At 56.2% G+C, this 17,819-nt stretch carries 17 protein-coding genes; 12 read left to right on the forward strand and 5 right to left on the reverse strand.

Translation table 11 applies throughout. The annotated features are described in order from the left end of the window. Positions 1 to 237: 237 nt before the first annotated feature. Positions 238 to 987 (forward strand): FadR/GntR family transcriptional regulator, encoded by a 750-nt coding sequence (locus tag CMO10_RS03065; protein WP_044828545.1) that lies wholly within the window; start codon positions 238 to 240, stop codon positions 985 to 987. A gap of 62 nt (positions 988 to 1,049) precedes the next feature. Further along, positions 1,050 to 2,312, forward strand: a complete 1,263-nt coding sequence (locus CMO10_RS03070) for a glycerate kinase type-2 family protein (protein ID WP_297018816.1) — start codon at positions 1,050 to 1,052, stop codon at positions 2,310 to 2,312. A 19-nt stretch (positions 2,313 to 2,331) separates the two neighbouring features. Here the strand turns inward: CMO10_RS03070 and otnI are convergent, their stop codons facing one another. Continuing rightward, positions 2,332 to 3,123: a 2-oxo-tetronate isomerase gene (gene otnI / locus CMO10_RS03075; protein WP_297018817.1), complete on the reverse strand. Its 792-nt coding sequence runs from the start codon at positions 3,121 to 3,123 to the stop codon at positions 2,332 to 2,334. 64 nt (positions 3,124 to 3,187) lie between these two features. Further along, a complete protein-coding gene (gene gcvA / locus CMO10_RS03080; RefSeq protein ID WP_297018818.1) occupies positions 3,188 to 4,096 on the reverse strand; it encodes a transcriptional regulator GcvA in 909 nt (302 codons plus the stop codon). A 121-nt stretch (positions 4,097 to 4,217) separates the two neighbouring features. Between gcvA and CMO10_RS03085 the strand changes: the two genes are divergently transcribed. The 4 genes from CMO10_RS03085 (at position 4,218) to hemN (ending at position 7,293) form a co-directional block, all read left to right on the forward strand. Further along, positions 4,218 to 4,907: an FMN-dependent NADH-azoreductase gene (locus CMO10_RS03085; RefSeq protein WP_297018819.1), complete on the forward strand. Its 690-nt coding sequence runs from the start codon at positions 4,218 to 4,220 to the stop codon at positions 4,905 to 4,907. Between the two features lie 115 nt (positions 4,908 to 5,022). After that, positions 5,023 to 5,451, forward strand: a complete 429-nt coding sequence (locus CMO10_RS03090; RefSeq protein ID WP_297018820.1) for an HIT domain-containing protein — start codon at positions 5,023 to 5,025, stop codon at positions 5,449 to 5,451. A 60-nt stretch (positions 5,452 to 5,511) separates the two neighbouring features. Next, positions 5,512 to 5,868 (forward strand): DUF3088 domain-containing protein, encoded by a 357-nt coding sequence (locus CMO10_RS03095; RefSeq protein WP_297018821.1) that lies wholly within the window; start codon positions 5,512 to 5,514, stop codon positions 5,866 to 5,868. Between the two features lie 69 nt (positions 5,869 to 5,937). After that, on the forward strand, positions 5,938 to 7,293 hold the full coding sequence (gene hemN / locus CMO10_RS03100) for an oxygen-independent coproporphyrinogen III oxidase (protein ID WP_297018822.1): 1,356 nt from the start codon (positions 5,938 to 5,940) through the stop codon (positions 7,291 to 7,293). A gap of 55 nt (positions 7,294 to 7,348) precedes the next feature. Here the strand turns inward: hemN and CMO10_RS03105 are convergent, their stop codons facing one another. Together CMO10_RS03105 and CMO10_RS03110 are read right to left on the reverse strand one after the other, a co-directional pair. Further along, the gene (locus CMO10_RS03105) at positions 7,349 to 8,299 is read right to left on the reverse strand and encodes an EamA family transporter (protein WP_297018823.1); all 951 of its coding nucleotides are present in this window, start codon (positions 8,297 to 8,299) and stop codon (positions 7,349 to 7,351) included. Between the two features lie 66 nt (positions 8,300 to 8,365). Further along, positions 8,366 to 9,373, reverse strand: a complete 1,008-nt coding sequence (locus tag CMO10_RS03110; protein ID WP_297018824.1) for a mitochondrial fission ELM1 family protein — start codon at positions 9,371 to 9,373, stop codon at positions 8,366 to 8,368. A 254-nt stretch (positions 9,374 to 9,627) separates the two neighbouring features. Here CMO10_RS03110 and CMO10_RS03115 point away from each other — a divergent pair, with 254 nt between their 5' ends. The 6 genes from CMO10_RS03115 (at position 9,628) to CMO10_RS03140 (ending at position 17,082) form a co-directional block, all read left to right on the forward strand. After that, a complete protein-coding gene (locus CMO10_RS03115; RefSeq protein ID WP_297018825.1) occupies positions 9,628 to 11,634 on the forward strand; it encodes a sensor histidine kinase in 2,007 nt (668 codons plus the stop codon). A 47-nt stretch (positions 11,635 to 11,681) separates the two neighbouring features. Continuing rightward, a complete protein-coding gene (locus CMO10_RS03120; RefSeq protein ID WP_297018826.1) occupies positions 11,682 to 13,058 on the forward strand; it encodes a sigma-54-dependent transcriptional regulator in 1,377 nt (458 codons plus the stop codon). Positions 13,059 to 13,367: 309 nt separating this feature from the next. Next, positions 13,368 to 14,360 carry a TRAP transporter substrate-binding protein gene (locus tag CMO10_RS03125; RefSeq protein WP_297018827.1) on the forward strand — a complete coding sequence of 331 codons (993 nt, stop codon included), beginning with the start codon at positions 13,368 to 13,370 and terminating at the stop codon, positions 14,358 to 14,360. Positions 14,361 to 14,403: 43 nt separating this feature from the next. Further along, positions 14,404 to 14,973, forward strand: coding sequence for a TRAP transporter small permease (locus CMO10_RS03130; RefSeq protein ID WP_297018828.1), 570 nt, complete (start codon positions 14,404 to 14,406; stop codon positions 14,971 to 14,973). Between the two features lie 23 nt (positions 14,974 to 14,996). Further along, positions 14,997 to 16,406, forward strand: coding sequence for a TRAP transporter large permease (locus CMO10_RS03135; RefSeq protein ID WP_297018829.1), 1,410 nt, complete (start codon positions 14,997 to 14,999; stop codon positions 16,404 to 16,406). A 163-nt stretch (positions 16,407 to 16,569) separates the two neighbouring features. After that, positions 16,570 to 17,082 (forward strand): DinB family protein, encoded by a 513-nt coding sequence (locus CMO10_RS03140; protein ID WP_297018830.1) that lies wholly within the window; start codon positions 16,570 to 16,572, stop codon positions 17,080 to 17,082. Between the two features lie 6 nt (positions 17,083 to 17,088). On the opposite strand, the gene CMO10_RS03145 is transcribed toward CMO10_RS03140, so the two are convergent. Next, positions 17,089 to 17,817 carry an enoyl-CoA hydratase/isomerase family protein gene (locus tag CMO10_RS03145; protein WP_297018831.1) on the reverse strand — a complete coding sequence of 243 codons (729 nt, stop codon included), beginning with the start codon at positions 17,815 to 17,817 and terminating at the stop codon, positions 17,089 to 17,091. Positions 17,818 to 17,819: the final 2 nt, after the last annotated feature.

Below are 17,819 nucleotides of genomic sequence, written 5' to 3' on the forward strand. Positions count from 1 at the left end.
GCAGGTCAACCGGGGCAGCAGCGCGCTTAAGGACGGGCTGCGCATGCGCCATCCGGCATCTGTTGGACTATCAATTTATCGCGACCGAGACAAGATTGCGCTGCAATAAGCAGGCCTGATGCATATCGACACTTTGCGTAGCGCCCAAACATCCCGTAAAATGGTATGACCATTTAGGGGCAGGACAACTAACATCATTGCTCTGGCACAGAAAAACACGATTGGAGACAACCCAACATGCCGTCTGCCAAGCCGGTTCAGGCACAAGACGACCCGGAAACCAAGCGTCCGAAAAGGATCGCCGATCAGGTTGCCGATCAGATCCTTGAAAAGATTTCAGACGGCATTTTCCTGCCCGGAGACCGCCTGCCCGGTGAACGCCAGCTTGCCGAAAGCATGTCAGTCAGCCGCGTGTCGGTGCGCGCAGCCCTGCAAAAGCTCAAGACCCGTGGGTACTTGCGCGCAGTTCAGGGTGGCGGCACCGAAATCCTGTCATCGACCGGGATCGACATGGATACCGCCATGACCGATCTGGTGCGCGATTCGATCAGCAATCTGCGCGATCTGCAGGAAATCCGCTGCACGCTTGAAACATGGGCGGCACGCCGGGCTGCAATCAATGCCAGTGACGAGGATATCAAGCTTCTGCGCATGGCCTATCGCCAGGCACATGACCCACGGCGGGCTGCGAAATATCGTGCGGATGATGACCACCGCCTGCATATGATGATTGGCCGGGCGACCGGATCGATCATTTATTATCACGTGATGAAAATGCTGCATGACGTGCTGCAGGCGGCCCTGACCGAAATCCGTTTCAACGGCATGGTCGGCCCGACCTTTGATCGCATGGTGCAGGACCACCACCGCGACATCATCGAAGCCATCGCTGCCCACGACCCGGATGCGGCGGAAAAGGCGATGTCCGATCACTTGCAAGCCGTAATCGATTTCTTCAAAACCGCATCGGACAAGCAGGCGACCTAAACACCCGAACCAAATTCAAGGCCGGGATCAACCCCGCCAAAATCCAATCAGGGAAACCCGACATGACCACTTCGCGCGAAAAACTTCTGGCTTTGATGGATGCGGCATTAAAGGCCGCCGACCCCGGTGTTCAGATCCCGCGCAACCTGCCGGAACCGCCCAAGGGCAAAACCATCGTCATTGGCGCTGGCAAGGCATCAGCCAATATGGCGCGTGCGTTTGAGAAAGCCTGGAAAGGTGATGTCGAAGGGCTGGTCGTGACCCGCTATGGCCATGCGGTCGAATGTGATCAGATTGAGATTGTCGAGGCATCCCACCCGGTCCCCGATGCCGCCGGGGAAAAGGCTGCCAAGCGGATCCTTGATATTGTTTCGGGTGCCGGTCCCGATGATCTGGTGGTGTGCATGATTTCCGGGGGTGGATCAGCCCTTCTGGCCCTGCCCGGTCCGGGTCTGACACTTGAAGACAAACAGGCGATCAGCAAGGCGCTGTTGCGCAGTGGGGCGACCATTTCAGAAATGAATTGTGTGCGCAAACACCTGTCCGCGATCAAGGGCGGTCGGCTTGCCAAGGCCTCTGCACCTGCGCGCATGGTGACCTATCTGGTTTCCGACGTGCCGGGCGATGATCCGGCGATTATTGCATCGGGCCCGACGGTGTCTGATCCCTCCACCGGGCAGGATGCGCTTGATATCCTTCGTCATTATCAGATCGACATCCCGAAGGCCGCCGAGGACCTTCTGCGCAGCGAGAAGGATGAGACGATCAAGCCCGACGATCCCTGCTTTGACGGTCATGAAACCATCATGCTGGCCCGCCCGCAGGATAGCCTTGAGGCCGCCGCATCAGTTGCACGCGACATGGGGCTCAATACCGTGATCCTTGGCGATGCGATTGAAGGCGAAGCCCGCGAAGTCGCCATTGTTCATGCCGGCATCGCCCATCAGGTTGCCAATCATGGCCAGCCGGCGGCAAAGCCGTGCGTGTTGCTTTCGGGCGGTGAAACCACTGTTACCGTGCGTGGCAAGGGTGGCCGTGGGGGACGCAACAGCGAATTTTTGCTGTCTCTTCTGCTTCAGTTGCGCGATCAACCGGGCTTTAGCGCGCTTGCGATTGATACTGACGGCATTGATGGCAGCGAGGATAATGCCGGCGCCATCATTGATGCCAAAAGCTGGCAAACCGCACAAAAGGACGGCGTCGATCTTTGGGAGTACCTTAATAACAATGACGCCTATAGCGCCTTTGCCAAGATTGATGATTTGCTGGTCACCGGCCCGACCCTGACCAACGTCAATGATTTCCGGGCCATCCTGATTGAATAGGCTTTAACCCAAAGACCGATCAAGCGCCGGGCTTTGGCATCCAGGGGCGCACCCAGCCAAGCCCGTCTTCGGTTTTGCCATGTGGTTTATATTCGCAGCCAATCCAGCCGTCATAGCCGATGCGATCAAGCATATAGAACAGGAAGGGGTAATTAAGCTCCCCACTGTCGGGTTCATGACGTCCCGGGGCGCCTGCGACCTGCACATGGGCGATGCTGTCGATATGCTTGTCCAGCCGTGCGGCAATGTTCCCGCCAACAATCTGGGCATGATAGATATCGAACTGCAGCTTCAGGCGCGGGTGATCAAGCTGTTCAAGGATCACAGCAGCCTGTTCGATGGAATTTAGCAAATAACCCGGCATATCAAGCGGATTGATCGGCTCGATCAGGATATCGACGCCGGCCTGATCGGCAAGATCGGCGGCATAAAGCAGATTGTCGCAATAAAGCCGGGCAAGTTCACCGGAATCCTCGCCCTTGCCCATGAGGCCTGCCATGCAATGGAGCATCTTGCAATCGGTGGCCGCTGCGTAATCAAGCGCCTGCACGACAGAGTCGCGAAAGGCATCCTCGCGCCCCGGACGGCAGGCCAGACCACGGTCGCCTGCTTCCCAATCGCCTGCAGGCAGGTTGAACAAAACCTGTTCCAACCCATTGTCATCAAGCAGCGATTTGACCGTGGAAAGCGGCATGTCATAGGCGCCGATATATTCCACCCCGACAAAGCCCGCATCCGCGGCCGCGGCGAACCGTTTTTCAAACGGCAGTTCGGCAAACAGGAACGAAAGGTTGGCGGCAAAGCGGGGCATGATCGATCCACAAGAATGATTGACGATGCCACATGGTTTCCGATGCAGCCCGCAAGGTCAATCTTCAATCACGCGAGGATCCGGCAAGCGGCCCGGATGATGCCACTTCGCGTTTGATCCAATCGCCGAATGCCTCGACCTCGCGACGGTTATCGCCCCGGCCGGTATGCACATAGTGATAAGAATGCCCTTTGATTTCCGGACCAAATGGCATCACCAGCAATCCGGCATCGATTTCGGCCCGCACCATCTCAGGGCTGGCGAGGACAACACCCTGCCCGGCAATGGCAGCCTGAATGGCGTGACTGTCATCCGAAAAGCTTATCCCCGCAGCCGGCAAGCATTCTGAGAAGCCTGCCACCTGCCCCCATCTTTGCCAGGTCGGGGTCGCATCATCGGGGCGCAGCCAGTCGAAATGCAGCAAGGTCGTCTTGCGCAGGCCTTCTGGTTTTTCCAGCCCCAAAGAAGGACTGCAAAGCGGGACAAAATGTTCGCGAAACAATGGGCTTGCCACCAATCCCGGATAGGGTCCGACACCATAACGAATGGCCGCATCCGCAACGCCACCGGCAAGGTCAACCGCCTCTGGCGAGGTATGAAGGCGCAGATGGATGTCGGGATACTCCGCCTGAAACCGTGGCAGGCGTGGCAACAGCCATTTTGCCGCAAAGGATGGAATAACCGACACCGTCACACTGCGAGATGCCGGACGGTTGCGCACCTGGTCAATCGCCTTGGCAAAGGATGCGAAGCCATCACGCAACACCGGATAAAGCGCCTGCCCGACATCGGTCAGGACCACCTGCCGTGGCTTGCGATCAAACAACTGAACAGCCAGCGTTTCTTCAAGAAGGCGCACCTGATGGCTGATCGCGGTTGGCGTGACTCCAAGCTCGGAGGCGGCATTCTTGAAACTTTGATGTCGGGCTGCGACTTCAAAGGCCCGCAGGGTCGCAAGTGGCGGCAATGACATATGAATGAACTGAGCTCATCTATTGGCTGAGGAATTCGATTTTGCCGTGCCCGTTAAATTCAGTCAATGCTTGGTCATCACAGACACACAGATGAACCATTTTCATCCCATGGAGAGTATGATGACCAGAATTCTTCATATCGACAGCAGTTCCCGCCCGGGCCGATCAGATCAGAAACAGCATGGCTCACATACGCGCCGCCTTACAGCCCAGTTCATGCAAAACTGGCTGGCGAAACGTCCGGATACCGAGATCATCTATCGCGACGTCGGGGCAAACCCGCCCCAACCGACCACCGGTGACTGGGTCCATGCGGCCTTTACCCCACCCGACGACCGTGAAGACTGGATGCACGCAGCTCTGCGCGAAAGCGACCAACTGGTGGATGAATTGCTTTCGGCCGACATCATTGTCGCCGGGGTGCCGATGTATAATTTTGGCATGCCTGCACAGATGAAGGCGTGGGTTGATAACATCGTTCGGGTTGGCCGGACATTCGGCTTTGACCGGTCACGCGACGGCGTGCCTTATTGGCCGATGATAACGGACAACAAATCCATCGTCGTTTTGTCGTCGCGTGGTGATTACGGCTATGACAAGGGTGGCCGGATTGATCACATGAACTTTGTCGAAGGCGGCGTTTTCACCCCGCTACAATATATCGGCATCACCGATCAGTTTGGCGCTGCCATTGAATATGACGAGTTCGCCGATGACCGCACCCAGACATCCATCAAGCAGGCCGAAGACAAAGTCATTGAACTTGTCGATCAACTGATCGCCAAGCATGACGCATCAAAGGCCGCGTGACTTTGGCTTGCGGGCAGGAACCCCTCCTGCCCGCCAACTCGCGCAAGGTTTTCAAGACATTCAAGGACGTTGTCGCTATAACGTCCCCGTGACTTTTCAAGGAACGAGGATATCGATGAACAACGCATTTACCCTTCATCCGCAGCTTGCCGCCGATACCACTTTGGTGACCGACGGACCGCTTTCACATGTTCTGTTGATGAATGATGCGCGTTATCCCTGGCTTATTCTTGTGCCCAAGCGCCCGGATCTGGTCGATTACGATGATCTGAGTGCCGAAGACCGCAAGATGCTTGGCGATGAAGTCGCCGCTGCATCTCGTGTGATCAAGCGCCGCTTTGATGCGTTCAAGACCAATGTTGCGATGCTGGGCAATATGGTGCCGCAGCTTCATTGCCACGTGATTGGCCGTTTCAAGGATGACGCGGCATGGCCCGGCCCGGTTTGGGGTGTTGGCACCGCTGAACCCTATGATGAAGACGAAGGCCGCGACCGCCTGGCAGCCCTTCGGGCGGATCTGGTATCGGCCTTCAAGCATCTCTGATCGTCGCCACCGACATCATCAAGGCGCGCGACACCGCGCCGTTACGAAAGGCCAAGCCCCATGCCGGTTCTCGAACGCGATACGGTATTTCTGATCAAACCCGATTTCGAAGATCCCGCTTGGCCAAACCAGCGTTTTTATTGCTGGCATTGCGCCTTGATTGATGGGGTACTGGGATCATTTCCAGATTTGCTTGGTGCGCTTGATATCCGTCACATCAATTGGTCGCGCCCGAGGAACGATGTCATCGCGCTTTTGGGCGAAGACCATCAATCACTTCCGGTGATGATTTTGAAATCGGGCGCCACATCATCGCTTCAAACCGGCACGGCAAATGGCCAAGCGTTTATTGATGACAAGGACGGCATTTTGCATGCCTTGAGTGAACGGCACGGCTTCCCTGTTCCTCACCCTTGAGGCATATCAAGGCAGAGCAGATTGGAATAATGCAAAAGACGGACAGAACGAATTTTCGGGATGTCCGTCATGCAGCTAGCCCTTTACGAAAAATACGATCTGCGTCTGCCGCGCTATACCAGCTATCCGACCGCGCCGCATTTCCATGCCGGTGTGAATGGCGAGGTATTTGAAGGCTGGCTTGGCGATCTTGATCCCGCGCAACCGCTGTCGCTTTATCTGCACGTCCCCTATTGCGAGGAAATGTGCTGGTTCTGCGGCTGCAACACCAAGATCACCAAAAACTACAAGCCGGTGAATGGCTACGTTTCGGCCCTTCTGACCGAGATCGAAGGCACGCTTGGCAAACTGCCCGCAGACGAGACTTTCACGGTTTCGCACATCCACTTTGGTGGCGGCAGCCCGACCATCCTCAAGGCCGAAGACCTGCGCGCCATCATGGCGGCAATCCGTGCACGGCTGCAGATTCTTGATGATGCCGAAATCGCTATTGAGATGGACCCGCGCACCGCAACCGATGACTTCATGGAAGCCATGGTCGAATGCGGTTTTAACCGCGCCAGCATCGGCATTCAGGATTTCAACCAGCAGGTCCAGACAGCCGTCAACCGCGTTCAAAGCATGCAGCTGGTGCGTGACGTGATTGCCAAGCTGCGCTCGCACGGGATTGCCGGCATCAATGTTGATCTGATGTATGGCCTGCCCTTCCAGACGGTTGAGTCGCTGCGTGAAACGGTTGACCAGACTGTCGAGCTTTGCCCGGACCGCCTGTCAGTCTTTGGCTATGCCCATGTCCCTTGGATGAAAAAGCATCAGCAGCTTATCCCGACCGAGGCCCTGCCAAATACCGAGGAACGCTGGGCACAGTATGAAGAAATTCAGAACCGCCTTGCCAAGCATGGCTTTGTCGCCATCGGGCTTGATCACTTTGCCCATCAGGCCGACAGCATGGCGCGTGCCCTGTCTGACGGTTTACTGCACCGGAACTTCCAAGGTTACACCACCGACCGCGCCGAAGCCCTGATCGGGTTTGGTCCGTCGGCGATTTCATCCCTGCCGCATGGATATGCCCAGAATGATCCGGCACTGGCGCGCTGGCAGCGCGCCGTTGAAGACGGAAAATGCGCGATTGAAAAGGGCATTGCCCTGACCGATGAAGATAAATTGCGCCGCGACATCATCAATGAACTGATGTGCAATCTTGCCGTCGACCTTGATGACGTATGTGCCAGCCACGGCATTTCGGCAGACCGCTTTGCGCCGGAGGTTGAGCGGATCAAGGCAATGACCCAAGACGGCATTGTCGAAGTTAACGGCGCTCACATCAAACTCAGCGAAATGGGCCGCCCACTGGTTCGTGCGGTTTGTGCCGCGTTTGACACCTACCTTAATCACGCGCATGGGCGCCACTCACAGGCGGTTTAACCAAGCCATCTCGAACGTACCAAAAGGGAGCCATCAGGCTCCCTTTTTTATTGAATCAGGCGCCTTTGCGCAGGGTCAGGATAACAATACCGCTGACCACAACCAACCCGCCCAGCATCTGGATCGGGCTGATCATTTGCCCGAGTACAACCCAGCCAAACAGCAATGTTGCGATCGGCTCCATATTCATCACCGATGCGTTGCGCGCCATATCAAGGCGCGGGACGGTGATGAACAGCATGGAAAACGCGATCCCATACAGCACCATCAGGGCAGCAAGGCCCATCCACCCGGAAGGTGCATTGGGCGTCGCCATCCCGCCGGGCAGGACATCGCCAATCCCGGCAATGATCATGGCGATGAAAACCACCACCATCGTGAACATGGACCGCACCGGTCCATTGATCCCGGCAAGCTTGTGATCGGTGATCCAGAATGCCAATGACAGTGCGGTTGCCGCCATCAAGGCAAAGCCGATCCCAAGCCACCAGCTTGCGTTGACCTCGGCCTCTCCACCGAGAATGGCCGGCAAATCAAGGGCAAGTACAAGTCCGGACAGGATGAACAACATCAGGCCAGCCGCGCGCAGTGTCGGGCGCGGCCCGCCAAGCCCCCAGGTCAAAAGCGCCAGAATGATCGGGAATGTATTACCCGTCAGCAAGGCCAATGCCACCGGCATGCGGGCGACGGCGGAATAAAGACACAGGCTCTGGATCGCAATCAGCAATCCCAGAACCAATTGCCACCGCCCAAGACCACGCGGCAGCCGGATTGAATGACGCTTGAAAAAGACGATTGCCATCAGGATCGAAAGCGCAACACCCGAGCGGCACAAAACGGCCAGAAGCAACCCCGTACCATTCTCAAACGCCAGCCGTGCCGCCACATGGTTGCCCGCAAAGCAGCAGGCAACAACCGCCAAAATCATCACCGCAACATGACGCGGAAACAATTGCGGTGCGTCAGGTGAACGCTGGTTAGCGGGGCTTGAGACGGGCGAGGACATCGGGGCGGTTTTCCTTGGTGGTGGCAGCCCACGAATAGACCTTACAGCCCCAAATAAAACAAGGTGTTATCGCCTATCCTGATGGGCAGGCGCACCAAGCAGCTCCAGACAACGCTGCGCAACCATGCGCGCAGGTTGCAAGGACGGATGCTTGAACGGCACCAGCTCGGTATCGGGCAAGAGCGGGCGGGCATACCCGCCTTCATAAAGACTTTGATGCAGACGTTTGTGCCGTTTGTTGGCCAATCCATCCGGATCAAAGATATAAACCCCGCCCGGTGCCGCCGCAGCTTCGCAGCACATGGAAACCGAATCACTGGTTACGATCTTCACATCAGCAAGGGCGAGATAGCCGAAATACGGGTTCTCTGCCTGTGATGTCCAGTCATGCAGATGATAAGGAACGCCTGACGTCGCCAGTCGCTCGGCAATCAGGGCCTCGTTTTCGATACCGGTGCGACGGCTGGTCGTGACCAGCAAGGAGCCATCAACGGCCTTTGCCGCCGCGACAGCCTTGTCGATCAGCTGTTCTGCCATATCCTTGGTAAAGGTCGTTCTTTTGGTACTGCCGCCAATGATCAGGGCAAATTTTGGTTCCGGAAGACCTTTGAAATGCGGACGCCATTTATCGGCTTCGACCAGAAGACGGCTTTCCGTAACGCGGTGCGGGGCACCGGGGATCTCGACGATGTTTTCGCGAATGACAGACCGATCATGGGCCGGCACAGCAATCAGATCAAACGCACTTTCCCCGCCATCCGGGCGCATGATGATGCAAATGCGGGTGTGTCCGCGACTTTGTTTTTTGATCCAGCGGGCCACCGGTGCAGAACGACGCCCGCAACAAATGACAAGGTCGGGCCAGGGCGCAACAAGGCGACGGCGCGATGCCTCATCAATACCGATCAGGCTGGTTCTGCGAATAAAATTGGGAAGACGCACAGATTTCGTGAAACCGATATCAATCCGCTTGAAGGGCTGTGCCAGTGCTTCGGCAACCCCAAGGCATTGGTTGACATTCCCGGTCCGGTCATCGGCCAAGACCCAGATCAGATGTGTGTCTTCATCGCTCATGCAGGGAACTTTCCTGACAGGTTGTTCGGGCTTGATCGGCGGGCCACACAGGTGGCGCGAAAATCCGGTGGTTATGCCTCTGATAGGTACAACCTGATCAGATGATTATCAAGCGTGAGAACCATCACGTAAATTTACGCTGGGCTTTGAAATCTTTTTGTAATCTAATCCCGGCGCCCCACCTGTAAGGGGACAAAAACCAACCCTAACGAATAGGCCGCCAAAGCCTGTCGCCTAATGCCAACGTGGATAGAATGCTCAGCACCTCGGTCTCAGTCAAAAGAACATCAAGAATAGTCCTCTGTGCCCTGCTGGTGCTGCTGCCAGTCACGGTGTGGCTGGTGACCACGTTCTGGCAGGAAGCGAAGCTGATCGACATTACCGAGGACGGGCGCAACAAGCTTGAGCTGTATCGCTCCAACCTTCAGGGCGCGATCAAGGAACATGAATACCTTCCAATCACGCTGGCATCGGACAAGCGCATCATCGACCTTGCCCTGCATGCCGATCCCGAGAATGCCGGGGCGGTGAATGTCTATCTTGAGAAGCTGGCTGCAGACAGTGGCGCATCAGACATTTACTTCATGGACAGCAATGGCGAAACGCTGGCGGCGAGTAACTGGAACAGTGATGCATCCTTTATCGGGCGCAACTTTTCCTTCCGCCCCTATTTCCAGCAGGCCAAAAGCGGACTGACCGGGCATTACTTTGCATTCGGGATCACGTCCAACGTGCCGGGTTATTATATATCCCACCCGGTGCGCCCGGACGGCACGAACTTCGCCGGGGCCATGGTGGTCAAAACCCATCTTGAAGCCCTTGTGCAGCGCTGGGCACGCGGCAGCGAAAGCGTTCTGGTCACCGATGAGAACGGCATCGTCATCATTTCATCCAATCTGGATTGGCGGTTCCGTGATCTTGCGGGGCTCGACAGCAAAGATCGCCCGCGCCTGATTGCGTCGCGTAAATATGGCAACTATCCGCTGGAACCCATGCCGTTGCTTGATGGCGAATGGCCAGTCGATGACAATCCGGCAACGCTCAGTCTTGGCCCGGTTGCGCAAGATGCCGAGGCAAGCGAAGCTCGCGAACAAGCGACCGGCACGCTACAGACCCGCCCGGCGACGCCGGACAAGACCACCTATCTGGTGACGGCAAGCACCCTTCCCAAACAGGGCTGGCGGATGTTTCTGCTGACAAACAAATCGGTACTCGATCGTTCCGTGATCAGTGCGGGTGCGATGGGTGGGGCCGCGCATATCATTCTGACCGGTCTGATTTTCATTATCCTGCAGCGTCGTCGTGCGATGCTCGAACAGCTTGAAATTCGCGACTGGTCACAGCGCGAACTGGAACGTCAGGTCCGCCTTCGCACGACCGACCTTATGAACACCAATCAGCGTCTGGCAGAAGAAATCACCGAACGGTCCCGCACCGAAGATGCGCTGCGCACGGCACAAGCCGAGTTGGTTCAAACCAGCAAGCTTGCCGCCCTTGGTCAGATGTCAGCCGGCATCGCGCACGAAATCAACCAGCCACTGACCGCCATTCGAAACTATGCGGAAAACGCGTTGAAATTCATTGCGCGTGGTAATGATGAAACCGCAAACCGCAATCTGCAGCGCATTTCGGAACTGACCGACCGCATGGGCCGGATTACCGGCAATCTCAAAACCTTTTCGCGCCGCCCGGAGCAGGACAACCATCCGGTCGATGTCCCGGCCCAGATGCAGATGGCCATCGACCTGGCGCTTGAGACCGGGCGGGCCGGTGTCGAAAACATCACCCTGCAACAGCATGGCGATATCAAACCTGTCATTGCCGAGGCCAATCAACTGACCCAGGTCTTTACCAATCTGGTCAATAACGCCGCTGATGCCTGCCAAAATGTTGCCGCCCCCGAAATCGACATCTCGATCACGGGCGGCGACGACCGTGTGATTGTGAAGGTCAATGACAACGGACATGGCATTTTGCCAGACAACCTCCCCAAGCTGTTTGATCCGTTCTTTACCACCAAGCCGTTTGGCGATGGTTTGGGGCTGGGCTTATCGATTTGCTATGGCATCATCCGAAGCTTTGGCGGCACCATTCGTGCGGAAAACCGCCCGCAAGGTGGTGCATCCTTTATCATCGAGCTTCGCTATGAAGGCCCCGGTGAAATGGCCGCGGAAAACAGCATCTCGACGCCAGACGTCACGGCTGCTAAAACACCGGCAGAAACCCACACACACCTTGCAGATCATCACGATCAGGGCTGACACGAAATTTGTCCTCTGATTGATCTATCGGGTCAAAGGATAAACCAGTGTCCACCAGTGCCGAATGCGTTCTGTTTGTTGACGATGACGAAGATGTGCGTGAAGCCGCACAGCAAACCTTCGAGCTTGCCGATATCGCAGTCGAAGTCTTCGCCGATGCCCCATCCGCGATTGAGCGCCTGAAAAAAGGCTGGCCGGGTGTGGTGATTTCCGACATCCGCATGCCCAGGATGGATGGCTTGGACCTGCTATCACAGGTCAAAAAGATCGATGCGGAAATGCCGGTTATTCTGGTCACCGGCCATGGCGATGTCGCCACCGCAGTGCAGGCCATGCATAACGGCGCGTTTGACTTCATCGAAAAGCCCTATGCCCCGGATCTGTTTATCGACATCACACGGCGCGCGATGAGCCACCGTGCGCTTGTCCTTGAAAACCGCACGCTCAAGATCGAACTGGCCCGCCATTCGAAAAACGCATCCGACTTCATTGGCCGTAATCCGGCGATGGAAAAGCTCCGCACACTGATTGGCAATGTTGCCAGCACCAATGCCCATGTCCTGATCAACGGCGAAACCGGATCGGGCAAGGAATTGATTGCACGCAACCTGCTTGAAATGTCGGGCCGTCCGGGGCCGTTTGTCGCGGTCAATTGCGGCGGTATGCCCGAACATCTGATTGAATCCGAACTGTTCGGCCACGAAGCCGGGGCCTTTACCGGGGCCGATCACAAACGCATCGGCAAGTTCGAGTTTGCCGACAAGGGCACGCTGTTCCTGGATGAAATCGAAAGCATGCCGCTTGCCCTGCAGATCAAGCTTTTGCGCGTCTTGCAGGAACGTGCGCTTGAACGTCTGGGATCAAACCGGGTTTTGCCAATTGATCTGCGCGTGGTTGCCGCAACCAAGGTCGATCTGCGCGCCGCATCGGCACGCGGTGAATTTCGTGAAGACCTTTATTACCGTCTCAACGTCGTGCAACTTCACATCCCGCCACTTCGCGATCGCAAGGATGACATTGCACTGTTGTTTGAATATTTCACCCGCGATGCGGCCAAGCGGTTTGATCGCACCGTTGCGCCGATTACGCCTTCGGAAATGGCGCGCTTTAATGCCTATGACTGGCCGGGCAATGTCCGGGAATTGCGCAATGCTGCCGAACGCCGTGTTCTCGGGCTTGATCCACTGGCAAGCGGCGAGGACGGCGAAGAAAATTATGGCGTCCCCCTGCCCCAACAGGTCGAGGCGTTTGAGAAAAGCCTGATCACCGAAGCCCTTCGTGAACATGGCGGCAATGTCACCGCAACCGTCACGGCACTCGGCGTACCGCGCAAGACGTTCTACGACAAGCTGACCAAATACAACATCATCCCGGCCGAGTTCAGGCGATCCCGCAGCACCAACGACCACGAGCCCGTCAATTAGACGGGCTTTTTTGTGCCCTGCTTTCATCAACGCCCGGTGCCTGTGACCATGCGGGCAAGATCATGTGTGAACTACCGCACATTCACTTCAAAAAAGTGAGTGAAATCACAAACATACGCGACTGGATTTGCTGCATCGCAACAACGTGAAATTGAACTTATCGCATTGATATAATTACACATTCATCACCTCCCCTGAACTGGCCCGCTGCTTGCTGATTACGGCACAGCGCCAAACGGCGTTTTAGAACGACGCCAAAAAGGCGCGCTAACGGGAAAACAGATTAATTCAATCAAGGGAGACGTATTGATGCGTCCTATCAGCAAAAGCATTCTTGCTGCCGGCGTTGCTGCCGCAGCACTTCTGGGGTCCAACCTTGCCGCTTCCGCACAGGAAGTGATCAAGTTCGCGCATGTTGTTGCGCCGAACACCCCGAAGGGCCAGGGTGCCGATTACTTCAAGAAACGCGCTGAAGAAATCCTAGGCGACAAGGTCCAGATCGAAATTTATCCGAACTCGCAGCTGTTTGATGACGACAAGGTTCTTGCCGCCATCCTGCGTGGTGACGTTCAGTTCGGTGCACCGTCACTTGCGAAATTCGGCAAATGGACCAAAAAACTTCAGGTCTATGACCTTCCGTTCCTGTTCAAGGACATGGATGCGGTTTCCTGCTTCCAGAACGGCGAAAAAGGTCAGGAACTCCTGAACGCAATGTCGTCCAAAGGCCTGACCGGTGTCGGTTACTGGCACAATGGCCTGAAACAGCTTTCGGCCAACAAGCCTCTGCGCGCACCGGAAGATGCCGCTGGTCAGAAATTCCGTATTCAGTCGTCTGACGTGATCGCAGCCCAGTTCGAAGCTGTTGATGCCGTTCCGCAGAAAATGGCGTTCTCGGAAACCTATTCCGCCCTTCAGACCGGCGTTGTCGACGGTCAGGAAAACACCTGGTCGAACATCTATTCCAAGAAGTTCTTCGAAGTTCAGGATTACATCACCGAATCCAACCACGGTCTGCTTGACTACATGGTCGTGACCTCGGCCAAGTGGTGGGACGGTCTGGATCCGGAAATCCGCGAAGGTCTGGCACAGGCGATGAACGAAGCATCCGAATATGCCAACAACCTGTCGGCGGATCTGACCGCAGAACAGCGTCAGGCCGTGATCGATTCCGGTGAAACCGAAATCCTGCAGCTTTCCGGTGAAGAATTCGCCAAATGGCAGACTGCAATGAAACCGGTTTGGGATGAGTTCTCTGGCGATATCGGCCAGGACATCATCGACGCCGCTGCTGCGTGCAACTAATCCGTACTTTTTTCCTAACATCATCGGAAAAGGGCCGTTCAAGATGATCTCAACGGTCGTTAACCGGCTGGAGGAGGGCATTATTGCCCTCCTGCTCGCCGCCATGACGTCGCTTACCTTTGTAAACGTCGTTATGCGTTACGTGTTCAATTCCGGCCTGACCTGGGCTCTGGAAACCACGGAATTCCTTTTTGCCTGGCTGATCCTGTTTGGCATGTCCTATGGGGTCAAGGTCGGGTCGCACATCGGGGTGGACGCCCTCGTTCGCCTGTTCCCCAAGAATGCCCAGCGCGTCATTGGTTTGATCGTGGTTGCTGCGGGCATTCTGTATTCAAGCTGGCTGATTATTGGCGGGTGGGAGCTTGTCAGCTTCAACCACATGCTTGAAATGGAAGCCGAAGACAGCCCGGTCATGCTGTGGTTCGTCTATCTCATCATGCCCGTGGGTGCAGCCTTGCTGGCATTTCGCCTGGCGCAAGTCGGCTGGCGCATCATTACCGGCAAACAGGTCGGCTTTAATCTGGCAGACGAAGCGCGCGAAGCCATCGACCAACTTGGCGCAAGCACCGCGGATGACGACAAGTCCGCCACCGCTTCGACGCCAAAACCATAAGCCGGACGGGGGGAGACATTTAAATGACGATTGCATTCCTGTTTATCCTGCTGTTTGGCCTGATGGCATTTGGTGCACCGATCGCGATCTCGCTGGGCGTTGCATCGCTTTCAACCATTCTTCTGTTTGGTGATGACAGCCTTGCCACCTTGGCAGAAAAGCTTTTTGGCGGGATGGAGCATTACACCCTTCTTGCTATTCCCTATTTCATTCTGGCATCCGCATTTCTGTCGACCGGCGGCGTTGCACGGCGTCTTATTCGCTTTGCCATTGATACGGTCGGCTGGTTCCCTGGCGGCCTTGCCATGGCATCGGTTCTGGCCTGCATGCTGTTTGCCGCTGTGTCGGGTTCAAGCCCGGCGACGGTTGTTGCCATCGGATCCATCGTGATTGCCGGCATGGTCCGCGCGGGCTATCCGCAAAGCTTTGCTGCTGGTGTCATCTGTAACGCCGGCACGCTTGGCATCCTGATCCCGCCGTCCATCGTCATGGTGGTTTATGCCGCCGCGACCGAGGTTTCCGTGGGTCGTATGTTCCTGGGTGGTGTTATTCCGGGCATCATGGTTGGCCTGATGCTGATGACGGCGATCTATATCGTGGCGCGCATCAAAAAACTGCCAAGCCAGCCGCGCCCGACCATCGGCGAATGGGGGAGCGCCCTGTTTTCCGCATCGGGTGGTTTGTTACTTGTGATCCTGATCATGGGCGGCATTTATGGCGGGGTCTTCACCCCGACCGAAGCTGCGGCTGTGGCAGCGTTTTACGCCATGTTTGTCGCGGTTCTGTTTTACCGTGACATGGGCCCGATCAAGGAACTCTCCTGGGTGCCGGAAAACGGCAACAAATCCATTGGCAGCCTGATCGCACATAACGTGCCGCAGATGGGCAAGGCGCTTGCGTTGCTGCCGTTTGACAAGGACATCCGTCACGTTCTGCTCGATGCCGGTAAAGTCACGATCATGCTGATGTTCATCATCGCCAATGCGATGCTGTTTGCCCATGTTCTGACGTCTGAGCGCATCCCGCACACCATTGCCGAAACCATCATTGGCTGGGGTCTTCCGGCGTGGGGCTTCCTGATTGTGGTGAACATCGTTCTGCTGATCGCCGGCAACTTCATGGAACCAAGCGCGATCCTTCTGATCATGGCGCCGATCCTGTTCCCGATTGCCATGCAGCTGGGCATTGATCCGATCCATCTGGGCATCATCATGGTGGTCAATATGGAAATCGGTATGATCACGCCGCCGGTCGGATTGAACCTGTTTGTGACATCGGGGATTACCGGCATGCCGTTGCTCAAGGTCGTCAAGGCCGCCTTTCCGTGGCTTCTGATCCTGCTGGGCTTCCTGGTACTGATCACTTATGTCCCGGCGATATCGACCTGGCTTCCGACGACCCTGATGGGTCCGGAACGGATCATGACCCACTAACGGGCTCTCGTCGAAACACATCAAGATCAAGGGCGGCATTCAATTCGATGCCGCCCTTGATGTATTTCAGTGCCATGGCAATTCACATGCGGTAGTATCAACCATATCCACAACAACCAATAAGAACGCAGCCAAATGCGGTTTTGAAAGGAGTGGTATCGATATGTCCAAGATGAATTTCAACGACTATGGCCGCTGCATGGCGACCTATAACAGCTGGCAGAACAGTGTTCTGTTTGACCTGTGCGCGCAGATCGGTGATGTCGAACGGCGTCATGATCGCGGCATGTTTTTCGGGTCGATCCACAGCACGCTGAACCATATTCTTTATGTCGACCTGCGCATTCTGACCATTCTGCGCACCGGCGAAGCTGGCCCGTTTGAACCGACGACAATCGTTGCCGATGATTTCGAGACTCTCAAAGCCATGCGGGCCGAGATTGATGCCGAGATCACCGAATTTGTCGAAAGCACCGATCACAGTTGGCAGGATGAAATCCGCGAACTGCCGTTCCCCGATGGCGTCACGCGCAAGCTGCCGCGCCAGCTGTTTCTCGTCCAGCTGTTCAATCACCAGACCCATCACCGTTCACAAATCACAAGTGAACTGCACAAGATGGGCCTTGATTACGGCAATACGGACGTGCCTTACACGCCCGATCTTCCACTATATTAACGTGGCTTATTTACCGGTGAACACCGCTTTGCGCTTTTCAAGGAACGCGGTGTAGCCTTCCTTGAAATCAGCACTCTCAAAGGCGCGGTAGCCTTCATCAAATTCGCGCGCATCAATCGCTCCGCCCTGACGCAGGCGGTTAAGCATGCTTTTATGCGCACGCTGCGTTAGCGGCGCCCCACCGGCAATTCGTTTGCCGGTCTTGGTGACTTCCTCGTCAAACGCCTCAAGCGCGACATGACGGGCGATAAAGCCGATCTCGCGTGCACGGGCGGCGTCAAAGACCTGCCCTTCCAGCAGGATTTCAAAAAGCGCTGCCTCACCCAACAGGTCCAGCATGATTTCGAGTTCAGGATAGCCCAGCGTCGCGCCCAGTTTCATCGGTGGCACGGCGAACTTTGCGTTATCGGCCGCAATCCGCAAATCGCACGCCGCGGCCAAAACGAACGATGCCCCCATGCATGGTCCATCAATCGCGGCAATCACCGGATGGGTGCAGTTCTGAATGGTCTGGAGTGCCTCGGCATGCAGCATGCCGTAATCACGCGCCTTCTCGAACCCGGAACGCTCACGCACGAACTCATGGATATCGGCCCCGGCACCAAAACCGGCCCCTTCGCCACCGCGAATGATCACACAGCGCAGCTCAAGATCATCTGACAGGCTTTGAACGATCTTGGCCAACTCCCCCCACATCGGTTTGGTCAGGGCGTTTTTACGTTCCGGCTGACAGATGG

This window comes from Thalassospira sp., assembly GCF_002709775.1.
Classification (GTDB): Bacteria; Pseudomonadota; Alphaproteobacteria; order Rhodospirillales; family Thalassospiraceae; genus Thalassospira.

Coding starts and splice junctions, on each gene's coding strand:
- CMO10_RS03095 (WP_297018821.1), top strand. CDS start 5,512: ATGCCGGTTCTCGAACGCGATACGGTATTTCTGATCAAACCCGATTTC.
- CMO10_RS03065 (WP_044828545.1), top strand. CDS start 238: ATGCCGTCTGCCAAGCCGGTTCAGGCACAAGACGACCCGGAAACCAAG.
- otnI (WP_297018817.1), bottom strand. CDS start 3,123: ATGCCCCGCTTTGCCGCCAACCTTTCGTTCCTGTTTGCCGAACTGCCG.
- CMO10_RS03110 (WP_297018824.1), bottom strand. CDS start 9,373: ATGAGCGATGAAGACACACATCTGATCTGGGTCTTGGCCGATGACCGG.
- CMO10_RS03070 (WP_297018816.1), top strand. CDS start 1,050: ATGACCACTTCGCGCGAAAAACTTCTGGCTTTGATGGATGCGGCATTA.
- CMO10_RS03135 (WP_297018829.1), top strand. CDS start 14,997: ATGACGATTGCATTCCTGTTTATCCTGCTGTTTGGCCTGATGGCATTT.
- hemN (WP_297018822.1), top strand. CDS start 5,938: ATGCAGCTAGCCCTTTACGAAAAATACGATCTGCGTCTGCCGCGCTAT.
- CMO10_RS03130 (WP_297018828.1), top strand. CDS start 14,404: ATGATCTCAACGGTCGTTAACCGGCTGGAGGAGGGCATTATTGCCCTC.
- CMO10_RS03125 (WP_297018827.1), top strand. CDS start 13,368: ATGCGTCCTATCAGCAAAAGCATTCTTGCTGCCGGCGTTGCTGCCGCA.
- CMO10_RS03140 (WP_297018830.1), top strand. CDS start 16,570: ATGTCCAAGATGAATTTCAACGACTATGGCCGCTGCATGGCGACCTAT.
- CMO10_RS03090 (WP_297018820.1), top strand. CDS start 5,023: ATGAACAACGCATTTACCCTTCATCCGCAGCTTGCCGCCGATACCACT.
- CMO10_RS03085 (WP_297018819.1), top strand. CDS start 4,218: ATGACCAGAATTCTTCATATCGACAGCAGTTCCCGCCCGGGCCGATCA.
- gcvA (WP_297018818.1), bottom strand. CDS start 4,096: ATGTCATTGCCGCCACTTGCGACCCTGCGGGCCTTTGAAGTCGCAGCC.
- CMO10_RS03115 (WP_297018825.1), top strand. CDS start 9,628: ATGCTCAGCACCTCGGTCTCAGTCAAAAGAACATCAAGAATAGTCCTC.
- CMO10_RS03105 (WP_297018823.1), bottom strand. CDS start 8,299: ATGTCCTCGCCCGTCTCAAGCCCCGCTAACCAGCGTTCACCTGACGCA.